This window comes from Stenotrophomonas sp. YJH_SMC_46, assembly GCF_059370315.1.
Map to the genome: position 1 here is coordinate 1 of NZ_JCAFTO010000003.1, position 13,166 is coordinate 13,166.

At 66.0% G+C, this 13,166-nt stretch carries 11 protein-coding genes; all 11 read right to left on the bottom strand.

The genetic code is table 11. From position 1 onward, the window contains the following. Positions 1-20 precede the first annotated feature (20 nt). Entirely contained in the window at positions 21-1,388 is a 1,368-nt protein-coding gene (locus tag AC5P8C_RS09425) for an SLC13 family permease (RefSeq protein WP_100551821.1), read from the bottom strand. A gap of 101 nt (positions 1,389-1,489) precedes the next feature. After that, positions 1,490-2,410 (bottom strand): malonate decarboxylase subunit epsilon, encoded by a 921-nt coding sequence (gene mdcH, locus AC5P8C_RS09430; RefSeq protein ID WP_495218642.1) that lies wholly within the window; start codon positions 2,408-2,410, stop codon positions 1,490-1,492. Continuing rightward, the gene (gene mdcB, locus AC5P8C_RS09435; RefSeq protein ID WP_071305651.1) at positions 2,407-3,264 is read right to left on the bottom strand and encodes a triphosphoribosyl-dephospho-CoA synthase MdcB; all 858 of its coding nucleotides are present in this window, start codon (positions 3,262-3,264) and stop codon (positions 2,407-2,409) included. Before mdcB ends, mdcH begins: the two co-directional genes overlap by 4 nt. After that, positions 3,261-3,911: a malonate decarboxylase holo-[acyl-carrier-protein] synthase gene (mdcG, locus tag AC5P8C_RS09440; protein WP_191862935.1), complete on the bottom strand. Its 651-nt coding sequence runs from the start codon at positions 3,909-3,911 to the stop codon at positions 3,261-3,263. Before mdcG ends, mdcB begins: the two co-directional genes overlap by 4 nt. Next, on the bottom strand, positions 3,904-4,608 hold the full coding sequence (gene mdcE / locus AC5P8C_RS09445; RefSeq protein ID WP_071305714.1) for a biotin-independent malonate decarboxylase subunit gamma: 705 nt from the start codon (positions 4,606-4,608) through the stop codon (positions 3,904-3,906). Before mdcE ends, mdcG begins: the two co-directional genes overlap by 8 nt. 2 nt (positions 4,609-4,610) lie before the next feature. After that, positions 4,611-5,510: a biotin-independent malonate decarboxylase subunit beta gene (locus AC5P8C_RS09450; RefSeq protein ID WP_177178889.1), complete on the bottom strand. Its 900-nt coding sequence runs from the start codon at positions 5,508-5,510 to the stop codon at positions 4,611-4,613. Positions 5,511-5,515: 5 nt separating this feature from the next. Next, positions 5,516-5,836: a malonate decarboxylase acyl carrier protein gene (gene mdcC / locus AC5P8C_RS09455; protein WP_010483411.1), complete on the bottom strand. Its 321-nt coding sequence runs from the start codon at positions 5,834-5,836 to the stop codon at positions 5,516-5,518. A gap of 10 nt (positions 5,837-5,846) precedes the next feature. Further along, positions 5,847-7,490 carry a malonate decarboxylase subunit alpha gene (gene mdcA / locus AC5P8C_RS09460; RefSeq protein ID WP_049434577.1) on the bottom strand — a complete coding sequence of 548 codons (1,644 nt, stop codon included), beginning with the start codon at positions 7,488-7,490 and terminating at the stop codon, positions 5,847-5,849. A 190-nt stretch (positions 7,491-7,680) separates the two neighbouring features. Continuing rightward, positions 7,681-9,873, bottom strand: coding sequence for a TonB-dependent siderophore receptor (locus tag AC5P8C_RS09465; protein WP_329766770.1), 2,193 nt, complete (start codon positions 9,871-9,873; stop codon positions 7,681-7,683). Between the two features lie 217 nt (positions 9,874-10,090). After that, positions 10,091-11,053, bottom strand: coding sequence for an IS110 family transposase (locus AC5P8C_RS09470; protein WP_495218643.1), 963 nt, complete (start codon positions 11,051-11,053; stop codon positions 10,091-10,093). A gap of 345 nt (positions 11,054-11,398) precedes the next feature. Continuing rightward, entirely contained in the window at positions 11,399-13,093 is a 1,695-nt protein-coding gene (gene mqo / locus AC5P8C_RS09475) for a malate dehydrogenase (quinone) (protein WP_329766771.1), read from the bottom strand. Between the last annotated feature and the right edge of the window lie 73 nt (positions 13,094-13,166).

Genomic DNA, 13,166 nt, shown 5'->3' on the forward strand with positions numbered 1-13,166 from the left:
CCGGCGCTACCGTTGGCTGGTTACATCCAGCCCGGCACCACGAACACCAGCCAGGCCAGCAGCGGGCCGAATGCCACCACCAGGCCGCTGTAGACCAGGAAGCGGCGGAACAGCGTTTCGCGTTCTTCCTTCGCGGCAGAGGCCACCACCAGTGCGCCGTTGGTCGAGAACGGACTGACATCGACGATGGTGGAGGACACGGCCAACGCGCAGATCACGCCGGCGGCGCTGAGATGGCCTTGCATCAGGAACGGCACCGCCAGCGGAATGGTGGCACCCAGCACTGCTGCCGACGAGGCGAACGCGGAGACGATGCCGCCCACGTAGCAGACCAACAGCGCGCCCAGCAGCGGGATGCCGATGCTGGAGACACCGTGGCCGATGAAGTCCACGGCACCGGCATGTTCCAGCACGCCGATGTAGGTGACCACGCCGCAGATCAGCAGCACGGTGGACCAGCTGATGCCATCCACCGCACCCTTCTGGCTCTGCGGCGACAGCAGTGCCAGCACCACCGCAACGGTGATCGAGACCAGGCCGACGTTGAGGTTGTAGATCAGCGCGGCCACGCCCAGGCCGAGCAGGCCGATCAGGGTGAACAGCCGTTCGCGGGTCAGGCCCACCGCATCCAGTGCCACCGGATCATTGGACAGGGTGCCACCACCGGCCGCGACCAGCGCACCGTGGCCTTCAATGGCGAACTGCCGCGACGAGGCCTGCGGACCACCGGCCATCGCCAGTTCCGCGGTGCCGACCGTGCCTGCCGCAGTGATCGAACCGCGACGCAGCAGCGCGATGCCGCCGAAGGCGAAGAAGCAGATCGTGGCCATCATGAAGTTGAAGCCGAGGCTGGTCAGGAACACCGCCATTTCGGTGACTTCCAGCCCGGCCTTCTGCACCACGCCGTTGGTGATGCTGCCGTACACGCTGATCGGCGAGAAGCCACCCGCCTGCGCGCCATGGATCACCAGCAGGCCCATCATCAGCGGGTTGATGTGGTACTGCTTGGCAAAGCGCAGTGCGACCGGGCCGATGATCGCCACTGCGGCCGGGCCCAGAGCGCCGAAGGCGGTCAGCACAGCGGTGATCACGAACATCACCCACGGAATGGCCACGATATGGCCGCGTACCGCTTTCACCGCCCAGTGCACCAGCAGGTCGATGGTGCCGTTCTTCTGCGCGATGGCGAACAGGTAGGTGATGCCGACCAGGGTCAGGAACAGGTCACCCGGGAAGCCAGCGAGGACTTCCTTACCCCCCATGTCGACCCAGAGACCGCCGACGATGAAGGCCAGCGCGAAGGCGACGGCACCCATGTTGATCGGCATCGCAGTGGCGACGATGAACATGATCACCAGACCGATGATCGTTGCAATTTGTGGAGTCATGCGCCCTCCCAGACACCTGATTCGCGTACTGCACGGATGGAAGCCCGCCATCCCGGGGTATGGCCTGTTACGTACTGCGCGTTACGTACTGCTCAAACCCGTTACTGCAGCCGCTGCAGCGCGCTGCGGACCCACGCCGCCGCGCCGTCCAGGCTCTGGAATTCCTCGATCGCGCGCACCTCGCAGCACGGATAGGCCGGCGCGATCATGCGTGCCAGCGCGTTGCCCGGGCCCAGCTGCAGGAACACACGCGCGCCGCGCTCGAAGGCCTGGCGCATCACCTGCGCCCATTCGATGGTCTGCGCCAGCTGCGCGGACAGCGTATGCACCGTCGTCGCAGTGTCGCGTACTGGCCGTGCATCGATGCCGGCCAGCAGTGGCAGGCGAGGAGCATGCGGTGTGGTCGCCTGCAGCGCTGCGGCAAACAGCTCGACTGCCGCCGACAGCAGGGGCGTGTGCGCCGGCACATGCACCGGCAGCAGGCGCACCTCCGCGCCCTGCACATGCGTGGCAGCGGCCAGCGCATTCAGTGCCTGTTGCGTGCCGCCAACGATGAAATGATCTGCGCCGTTGGCGATGGCTACATACGCGCCGTGTGTGTCACACAGTGGCTGCAGCGTCTGTCGATCCAGGCCGAGGATCGCCTGCATGCCCGCACCGGCGGGACTGGCAGCATCCATCAAACGCGCGCGCTGGGCCGACAGCGAAAGGCAGGCGGTGGCATCGAAACTGCCGGCGATGGCGTGTGCTGCCAGTTCGCCGATGCTGTACCCGGCCAGCACGATCGGGCTCGGCAGGGTGTCGCGCAGTACATGCCATTGCGCAATGCTGGCGGCGCACAGCAGCGGTTGCGCCTGCGCGTTGTCGAAGCGGTCGTCGGCGGCTGCGGCAGCGAACACGTTGCGTTCCAGCACATCGCCCGCCGCATCCAGTACCGCGCGTGCAGCGGCGATGCCACGCACGCGGTCGAACATCGCCGGATGCTGCGCACCTTGTCCGGGGCAGAGCAGGGCCAGGCTCATGCATCCTCCTGCTGCAGCAGGAACCACGCGCAGGCCAGCAGATCGGCACTGCCGCCCGGGCTGAGCCGGCGCATCACGAAGGCATCGCCCATGGACTGCAGGCGCATGCGCCAGTCCGGCGCGAAGGCGCCACCCGAGGAAAGGAATGCGCTCGCTTGTTGCTGCGCCCAACACAGGCCCTCGGCGCCACCACGGTGCAGCAGGTTCAGATCGTCCACCTGTGCCACCAGCTGCATCAGCGTGTGGCACAGCGCGGCATCGCGCGGCAGGCCGCTGTCCAGCGCGTGGCGCAGGGTGGGCAGGGCCAGCTCGCGCAGCACCGGGTAGCCGGCGGCAGCCTGCTCGCGCACACCGCTGACCCCATGGCGTGCGCGCGCGCGCTGTCCCGGGCTGTGCGGGTCCAGTGGCGCCGCGATGAGCGCGTCCTTCCACTGCTGGACCGCCAGACACACCTGCGCGGCGGGTACTGCATGGCCATGCACGCGCCTGCGCTCTGCAGCGGCAGCCACCAGCAGGCCAAGGCTGAAGATCGCACCGCGATGGGTGTTGATGCCGCCGGTGGCGGCCAGCATGGCCGTTTCGGCCGCAATGCCGTGATCGCGCAGCACCGTGAAGGGGGCACCCGCGGCACCGGCCCTGGCCACCGCAGTGAAGTAGTGGCGCAGGGCAAACAGGCTGCGCAGGAAGGTGCTGGCATCCATGTCGTCATGGCTGCCGCTGTTGAACGGCGTGATCAGGCCCGGTTTCGGGGCGCAGGCCAGCTCGGTGTGCAGGCTGGCAATGGCCAGCCGTCCCAGGCGTGCGCTGTCGACCACCATACCGAGTGCAGGAATCTGCTTGCGGGCGGCAATCATGCGATCGCCTCGCACGGGGCGAACAGCGCATCGCGCGCCTCCAATGCGGCTCCGTCCAGACGTTTCACCAGCACCTGGCGACTGCGGCCGGCAAGTTCGCGCCAGTTCACCGCGCCGCCATCGGGCAGGCACAGCTCGCCATCGAGACGATGCGGATGGCGGGTCTCCCATGCCAGCAACTGCGCTGTCAGCGCCTCGGCCTGCGCGGCATCGGTCACCTGCCATAGCAGGTCGATGTCCGAACGCTCATGCACGTAGGGCAGGGCGGTCAGCCATTGCCAGGCGAAGGCGCCGAACACCCGGGCCGGGGCCAGTGACTGCAGGTCGTGAAGTGATTCCTGCCACGCCTGCGGAACAACGGCGTCGCCCGCTGCCAGCAGCTCACTCAATGCCGGCGGCGCGTGCATGCGAGCGACGTCGTGCAGCGGTACGCGCAACGACAGGCGCTGCTTGCCTTCGGCCGGTGGCAATGGAATGCCCAGTCGCAGGCGCGGATCGGGATCATCCGCTGCACGACGCGCCACCACCGCAGGCAAGCCCTGCGCCAGCCATGCGGCAAGGCGCGGCTCGTGCGTGGGCACGTCGGCCCGCCAATCGGCATCGGCCGACAGCCAGACCAGCGTGTGCCGGGCAGGCCGCTCAGGCATTGCCCTGGCTCACGGCAGCGGCCACCTGCGCAGCCAATGTGCGGCCACCGCGTTCGGCGCCCAGCGCCGCGCGATGGTCACCGTCGGCGGGTGCGCGCAGTGCATCCAGCAGGTGACGCGCCAGGTCGCCATCCCACAGCGATTGCACTGCGCCCATCGCTACATAGTTCTCCACGCCCGGCGCGAACACCGGCGAGGTCAGGCTCAGTGCCTGCAGTTTTTCCAGCGGCTGCTTGGTCACCCGTGCCATCGCGCGCAGGTCCATCACCCGCACCTGCGCATCGGGAAGGGCATGGATGTGGTCGGCCATCAGCCCGAACGACAGGAAGCCACCGCTGACCGATTCGCCATAGACCAGCGTGACCAGGCGCGAACCACGACGGCGGGCCAGGTCCAGGGTCTGTGCGAGGTGGGCGAAGTAGCCGTTGATGCCCAGCAGTTCGTCGCGGCGCGCCAGCCGCTGGCCTGCGGTATCGACCAGCATCACGATCGGACGCTGCGGATGTGCAGCGGTGCTGGCCAGCACGGTGTCGGCCAGCACCAGGGCATGGTCCACGCCCACTTCGATCTTGTCGGTGGTGCCGATCACCGTCACTTCGCCGTCGTCGGTGGTTGCCGTTCCGGTCAGTACCGAATCGTTCACCGCGATTGCGTGGCCACGCGGGAACAGCGCGTCCAGCAGTGTAGTCAATGGCATGCTCATGGCAGGCTCCGGTGAGCGGTGGCAGCAAGGAAGGCATCGGTTTCCAGCAGCGCCAGGCGTTCTGGGTCCGCTATGCCCTGGCGTGCCCAGATCTGCAGGCCATCGTTGCAGTCGCCCCATGCGTCCACGCGCGCTTTCAATGCGGCGTGGCGTGCCTGCAACGCGGCCAGCGCCGCGTCGGTGTCGGTGCTTGCGGTGTCTGGCTGCAGCGCATCAAAGGCCGCCTGCGCAAACGCGCCGATCGCATCGGGCACCAGCACCTGTGCCTGGTCGATCAGGTAGCGGTGCTTGCCACCGGTCACGCGCCAGACCAGTGCGCGGTCGCGGGAATCGAACTCTTCCACGCCACGCACGGTCTCGATCACTTCCGGCCCGGACAGCGACAGGCGTCCTTCTTCGGACATGATGACCGTGCTGCAGCAGCGGGCCACGATGCCCATGCCGCCGAAGGCGCCGTTACCGCTGCCGATCAGCGCGATCACCGGCACGCCCGCTGCACGCGCGTCCAGGGTGGCGCGCATGATCTCGGAAATGGCGATGAGCCCTGCATTGGCTTCGTGCAGGCGCACGCCGCCGGTGTCGAGCAGGAGCAGCACACCGTCAGGGCGGGTTGCCGCCGCACGGCGCAGCAGCCCGGTCAACTTGGCGCCATGCACCTCGCCCACGCCGCCGCCCATGAATTCACCCTGCTGTGCGGCCAGCAGCACGCGTCTTCCCTGCAGCGTGGCTTCGCCGACGACGATGCCATCGTCGAAGGCAGCCGGCTGGTCGAGCTGGGCCAGGTGCGGGCTCATCACGCGCCGTGCGGGGCCGAGGAATTCGCGGAACGAACCGGCATCGACCAGGCCGGCGATGCGTTCGCGTGCATCGGCTTCGTAATAGCTGTGGCGTTGCACGTGGCTCATGGCGTGCCTCCGGCCAGCAGGGTTTCCACGGCCTGGTCCAGTCGCAGGCTGACCACCGCCGGAGTTGCACCCGCATCGTTGATCGAGATGCGTACATCGCGCAGCGGATGACGCTCTGCGAAGTCGCTGATCACCGCTTGCCACACGTTCCCGAAGCCCTGTGCGGCGGTGATGATGCGTACCGTCATCGCGCCGTCCTGCGCCGCCGGCTCCAGCAGGATTTCCAGGTTGCCCGAGGCCAGTACGCCGACCAGCACCGCATCGCGCGGAAACTGCACCGCAGTGTGTCCTTCGAATCGATAGTCGAGGGTTTCCATGCTCAGCCCTTTACCAGTTGCGGAAGCGCTTGGGCGGGTCGTACAGTCCGCCGGACCAGCGCACCAGGTCCTTCACCGAACGCGCCGCCAGCAGGTCACGGCTGGCATCGCGCACAGAGATGCCCAGGTCGTCGGGACGGCGGATCACGCCGCGGTCGCGCAGGTTTTCCACCATCGCGCGGTCGCGGCCCATGCCCACGGCGGTATAGCCGGCCACGCCACGGATCGCCTGTTCGCGCTCCTCAGGGGTGCGGCACAACAGCAGGTTGGCGATGCCTTCCTCGGTCAGCACATGGCTGACGTCGTCGCCATAGATCATCACCGGCGGCAGCGGCATGTCCGCACGTTCGGCCAGTTCCCACGCATCGAGGCGTTCGACGAAGGCCGGCGCCATGTGCTCGCGGAAGGTTTCCACCATCTGCACCACCAGCTTGCGCCCGCGCGGCATTTCGCCCGGGCGTGCTGCCTGCTGGCCGGCCTTGATCCAGGCATCGCTGGCGTGGCGGCGACCGCGCGCATCCGAGCCCATGTTTGGTGCGCCACCGAAGCCGGCGATGCGGTCGCGGGTGGCGGTGGAGCTGTTGCCCTGCAGGTCGATCTGCAATGTGGAACCGATGAACATGTCGCAGGCATACAGGCCGGCGGTCTGCGAGAACGCACGATTCGAGCGCATCGAGCCATCGGCACCGGTGAAGAACACATCGCCTCGCGCGGCGATGTACTTCTCCATGCCCAGTTCCGAACCGAACGAGTGCACTGACTTCACGAAGCCCGATTCAATGGCAGGAATCAGTGCCGGGTGTGGGTTCAGTGCCCAGTGCTGGCAGATCTTTCCCTTCAGGCCGAGCGATTCGGCGTAGGTGGGGAGCAGCAGTTCGATGGCCGCCGTATCGAAGCCGATGCCATGGTTGAGGCGGTTCACGCCGTACTCGGCGTAGATGCCCTTGATGGCCATCATCGCCATCAACACCTGGATCTCGGAGATCTGCGCCGGGTCGCGGGTGAACAGCGGTTCGATATGGTTCGGCTTCGGTGCCTGCACCACGAAGTTGACCCAGTCAGCGGGAATGTCGACGCGAGGGAGGGTGTCGACGATTTCGTTGACCTGGGCAATGACGATGCCGCCACCGAAGGCGGTGGCTTCGACGATCACCGGCGTGTCTTCGGTGTTCGGGCCGGTGTAGAGGTTGCCGTGGCGGTCTGCGGCCTGCGCGGCGACCAGGGCCACGCGCGGGGTCAGGTCGATGAAGTAGCGGCCGAACAGTTCCAGGTAGGTGTGGATGGCACCGATCTGGATGCGGCCTTCAGCCACCAGGTTGGCCAACCGCACCGACTGCGGGCCAGAGAACGAGAAGTCCAGTTTCGAAGCGATACCACGCTCGAATACATCCAGGTGCGAGGGCAGCGACAGCACCGACTGCACCATGTGCAGGTCGTGCACCCGTGCAGGGTCGAGGTCGGCCAGGGCCTGGGCGAGGAAGTCGGCCTGCTTCTGGTTGTTGCCCTCGAGGCAGACTTTGTCGCCTGGCTCCAGCAGTGCGTGCAGCAGCTCGCCCACATCGGTGGCGGCGACCTCGCGTCCCCGGGCCCACGGCGCGGCACGTTCCAGGCGGGCCTGGCGGCTGCGTTCCAACGTATCCCAGCTCGGGTTCATCGACCGGCTTCCGATTGGTGTCGATGTAATTACGGCATAATTATGAAGAGGGGTGCAACCTGCAGTGCAGCAAAACGAAGGGCCCGCACGAAGGCGGGCCCATTCAGGTAGGCCACGACGGTGGGTCGTGGCGGAGGGCGTGCCGACCAACGGTCGGCACCCACCAGGCACAAACCGGTTCGCGGGTGGCTCAGAACTTCCAGCGCAGGCTGGCCGACACGAAGCGCGGTTCGCCGTAGTTGTTGTAGTCCAGATTCGCCCAGTAGGTCTTGTCCAGTGCGTTGCGCACGCTCAGCGTTGCGGTCCAGCTGTCGCTGATGCGGTAGTTGGCATTGAACTGCACCAGCATGTAGGCCGGCTGGTTCACCGTGACCGTGCCGCCCAGCGGGTAGGCGATGTTGTAGCCCTGCACCTTGCTCTGCCACTGCAGGCCGCCGCCAACGCTCAGGCGTTCCAGCGCGCCGCGCAGCTGCAGCTGGGTGTTGAGCTGCAACAGATCCTTCGGCGGATTGGCGTACAGCAGGTCGGTAGCCGCTCGGGTGACCTTGACGTGGGTGTAGCCGGCATTGACCGTCCAGCCCGGCAGGATCTCGCCGTTGACGTCCATCTCCCAGCCGCGCGCCTTGGTGCCGTTGACGCCGACGTAGGCGGAGGTGCCATCGCTGAGCGAACCTTCCGGCACGCCCATGTCGCGCACCGCGTAGTTGTCCTGCTTGGCCTCGAACACGGCGGCATTGGCGGTCAGGCGGCCATCCAGCCACTGGGTCTTGATGCCTGCTTCCAGGTTCGAGCCCTGCACCGGTGCCAGCAGGTTCTCGTTGCGGTCCTTGAAGTTCTGCGGGTTGAAGATCTCGGTGTAGCTGGCATAGGCCGACACGTTCGGGGTGATGTCGTAGACCAGGCCCACGTAGGGAGTAACTTCATCGCTCACCTTGTACGCACCGCTGGTGCCGGTGTAGGCGCCTGCGGCGTTGTACGAGCGGCTGAGGGTTTCCCAGCGGCTCAGGCGCGCGCCTGCAATCAGCGACAGCGGATCGGCCAGGCGCAGACGGGTGGCCAGGTAGACACCACTCTGCGTAGTCCTGGCCACGCGGCGCGCGCCGGTGCGGCGGTAGGTCACCTCGGAGATGTCGCCGTTCCAGTTGTACACGTTGGGAATGTAGTAGCAGCGCTCGCCGCCGCAGCGTGCCCAGTCGTTCGGGAAGTTCAGTGCAAGCGTGTTGGTGGTGCCTTCCAGGTCCGACCACTGTGCGCCAACGGTGAGGTCGTGCTCGCGGCCGAACAGGTCGAAGCTGCCGGACAGGTAGGCATCGACATTGCGGCGGGTGTCCTTGGAATCACCGGCGGCGGCACGCAGGTAGATGCCCGAGCCGGTCACCGGGTCCGGGTTGCCGGTGCCGTACAGGCGCACGTTCTGCACGTTGCCGCGGGTGTAGGCGGTGTTGATCTTCAGCAGCCAGTTGTCGCCGAAGCGCTGTTCCAGGTTGGCGAACGCGGTGTTGCTCTCGCGCTTCCAGTAGCTCCACTTCGGCGACAGGTTGGTCGAACGCGGCAGGTGGGCGAAGTTGCCCTGGTTGTCGAAGAACGGCACGGTGCCCCAGGTTGAACCGGTGGGGTTGTTGTCCTGGCTCTGGTAACCGAGGGTGATCGTGGTGCTGTCGGTGACGTCGCCTTCCAGCACCGCCATGCCGGCCATCTTGTTCTCGTCGTAGCGGTCGTAATACAGGCCCCGATCGGTGTAGGCGGCGACCACGCGGCTGCGGAAACGGCCGTCGGCGGTCAGCGGTGCGGTCACGTCGGCTTCCATTCGGCGGTAGTCCCAACTGCCGGCACTGACCGAGAACGATGCGTCGAATTCCTTGCCCGGACGCTTGCGCAGCAGGTTGACCGTGGCCGAAGGCACGCCGGCGCCGCTGAGCAGGCCGTTGGCGCCGCGGATCACTTCGATGCGGTCGTAGAAGGCGGTGTCGTATTCCTGGTTGGTGGAGCCGCTGTAGGTGGGAATGCCATCGACCTGGAAGTCGGTGATGGCAAAGCCACGCGCGTAGTACAGCGGGCGCTGGGTGTCATAGAAGGACACGCTGACGCCGGTGACGTTGCGCATCACATCGTTGATGCTGAACAGTGATTCGTCCTGCAGGCGCTTGAGGCTGATCGCCGTGGCCGACTGCGGGGTTTCCTGCAGGGTGATCGGCAGGCGGGTGGTGCTGGATGGCGGAGCGGACTGCTCGGCACGCACACTGACCCGGTCCAGGGTCTTGGCGTCGGCAGCGCCATCGGTGGCGGCGTACACGCTGGGCGCGGCCAGCAGGGTCAACGACGAAAGCAGGGCAGCCGGCAGCAGCGCGCGGCGGGGCAGGCGGTTACGCAGGGTCAGGGACATGGTGGGCTCGAGGCTTGGAAGCGGGGAAGGGCGGCAGCAGTCGTCCAGTACCCGGGGCGGCGGCTTCGGGCACAGCAGGTCCATCTGGGAGGGGCGCGGTCACTGCGTAGGACGCAAATGTAAATAATTCTTAACAACATTACAATTCTCGTCACTGTGCAGAGGCTTTCCGGCACCAGGCATCGCCTTCTGTAGAGCCGAGATCCTATGTTCGTGGTCAAGCCTGCTGGAAGCAGGCTTGACTCACTTTCAGCATGGCCGGGTCAAAGTCCCGGCCGCTCTTGAAGACGCCCCAAGCGATCCTGGCCAGCTTTCTGGCCAGGATGTTGAAACTGGCAGTACTGCTGTGGCCGCGTTCGCGGATGGCGTTGTAAAGGGCTTTGCCATTTTTGGAGCGGGTCAGTCCCATGGCCGCCATGTAGAGGATCTGGCGCAGGCTGGCGTTGCCGCGCTTGGACAGGCGCCGCCTACCGATCCGGGCGCCGGATTCGTTGGGGCGCGGATCCAGGCCGGTACAGGCGATCCAGGCGTCCGAGCTGGTCAAGGGCCATCGTGTGATGTGATGGGTGACGAAGGCCGCTACCGTCGGCCCAACCCCCGGAATGGTCATGATCCGCCGATACAGGTCGCGCTGTTCGCCGCTGCGGCACAGTTGCTGAATCTGTTGGTCGGGCAGGGCAATGGCCTCTTTCAGACCATCGAAGATGCGCCCAAAGATGGCCGACTCCGACGCCCCCGCGCCTAGCGAGAGATTCAACTTCGCCTTGCTCCGGACCAGGCTGTCACGTTGCTGGAGCAGCACATGCAGCTGCTCCTGCGCAGGCGATCGGGCGACATGCTCATGCAGATTGTCGGCCTCCTTGGCGATGTAACGCGCAATGACCTGCGCGTCACCTGAGTCGGTTTTGCCGCGGCAGGCCACGCCCTTGGCGTAATGTTTGATGTCGCGCGGATTGAGCACAAAGACGACGTGGCCGGCCTTCTGGGCAGCTTGAACCACAAGCTCGTGGTAGCGATTGGTTGCTTCCACTCCAATGCGAGACCCGACCGGCAGAGTGGACAGCCACTTACCGATGGCTGACGCTGAATTGGGGATTCGAGTGCTGCCCTTGGTGCCATGGCGTGCCACCACAAGGCTCTTTGAGTCGGCATCGATGCCGACGGCCAAATGATCTGACATCTGCGCAACTCCCAGCTATTGTTGAGGGGCTGGGGTGGTACCGCACCACGTTGGCTTGCCTACATCGGCGGTCCTCAAAGGCCGCTAGATCCTTTATCGACGTTAAGGTGCGGGATGGGGATCGCTCGGCTCGTCTGTCGGCTGCTATCCGCAGATATCATGTTGACGGTCCCTCCACCCTGGCTCCTACATACCGCGTAGGAGCCGGGAGGAACATACAAGCCCATGCTCGGCTGCTTTTTGCTGGAGCCGAGCATGGGCTCGGCTCTACAGCAGGGAGCCGCCCCAAAAACGAACGGCCACCCAAAGGTGGCCGTCCGTGTGCGTCGAAAGGAAACGGCGGGCTTACAGCGCCTGCAGTTCCTCGTTGGCGTTGCGCTTTTCCTTGACCGGAGCCGGAGCCGGAATTGCGGCCGGTGCAGGTGCTGCCGCATTGGCATCCACCGGCACTTCCAGGTAGGGAAGGTGCAGGGTCTGGCTGGTCAGCGTGCGGATCTCGTTGACCAGCGCGGCACTGTCGTTGAGCTTGCGCCCGTACGACGGCACGATCTCGCGCAGGCGGGTTTCCCAGCCGGCCTTCATCTGGTCCGGGAAGGCCTTGGCCATCAGGTCCAGCATGATCGGCGGCGAGGTCGACGCACCCGGCGAGGCGCCGAGCAGGGCCGCGAGGGTGTGGTCCTTGTCGGTCACGATCTCGGTACCGAACTGCAGCACCGGGCCCTTCAGCGGATCGCGCTTGATGATCTGCACGCGCTGGCCGGCGGTGATCAGCTTCCAGTCACCCGGCTTGGCATTGGGGAAGTACTTGACCAGCTCGGCCTGGCGGTCGGCATCGTTCAGGCGTGCCTGGCCCATCAGGTACTGCACCAGGTCCAGGTTGTCCTTGCCCACTTCCAGCATCGGGCCGACGTTGTTGTGGGTGACCGAGGAATACAGGTCCCACCACGAGCCGTGCTTGAGGAACTTGGTGCTGTACAGCGCGAACGGCCCGAACAGCACCACCGGCTTGCCGTCCAGCTTGCGCGCATCCAGGTGCGGCACCGACATCGGCGGCGAACCGGTCTCGGCCATGCCGTAGGCCTTCACGCCATGGCGCGAGGTCACGTCCTGGCCCTGGAAGGCGAGGAACTGGCCACCGACCGGGAAGCCGGCGTAGTCCTTCGATTCCGGAATGCCGGACATCTGCAGCAGCTTGAGCGCGGCGCCACCGGCACCGATGAACACGAAGCGGGCGTGGGTGGTGGATTCGGTGCCGGCCTTGAGGTCCTTCACCGTCACGTTCCAGCTCTTGTCGGCGTTCTGCCGCAGCGCGCTCACTTCATGGTTCAGATGCAGGCTGAAGTTCGGGCTGCGCTGCAGGCCGGTGGTCAGCTGGCGGGTGATCACGCCGAAGTTGACGTCGGTGCCGAGCGGCATCCAGGTCGCGGCAACCTTCTGCTTCGGGTCACGGCCTTCCATCAGCAGCGGGGCCCACTGCTTGATCTGCGCCGGATCTTCCGAGTACTGCATGCCGTAGAACAGCGGATTCTTCACCAGGGCCTGCTGGCGCTTGTGCAGGTAGGCGATGTTGTCATCGCCCCAGACGAAGCTCATGTGCGGGGTCGGGTTGATGAAGTCGCTGGGCTGGCTCAGCCGGCCTTGCTTGACCTGGTGCGACCAGAACTGGCGCGAGACCTCGAACGATTCGGCGATGCCGACCGCGCGCTTGGTCTCGATGCTGCCGTCGGGCAGTTCCGGGGTGTAGTTCAGTTCGGCGAAGGCCGAGTGGCCGGTGCCGGCGTTGTTCCAGCCGTCGGAGCTTTCACCGGCGACGCCGTCGAGGCGTTCGTAGACCTGGATGTTCCAGTCCGGCTGCAGTTCCTGCAGGTAGGTGGCCAGGGTGATGCTCATGATGCCGGCGCCGACCAGCACAACATCGACGGGCTTGTCGTTGCTGGCGGCGGGCACCGAGCGCTGGGTCAGCGGCCAGTACAGGAACAGCGCGGCGGCCAGCAACAGCAGCACGAGCAGGGCGAGCAGGGCCTTGCCAAATTTCTTCATGGGGGCGGGATCGTTGGCGGAGGGGAAGGGGTCAGGATGCGCGTGGGGCAGGGAAAGGGCGTGAAGAAACAAC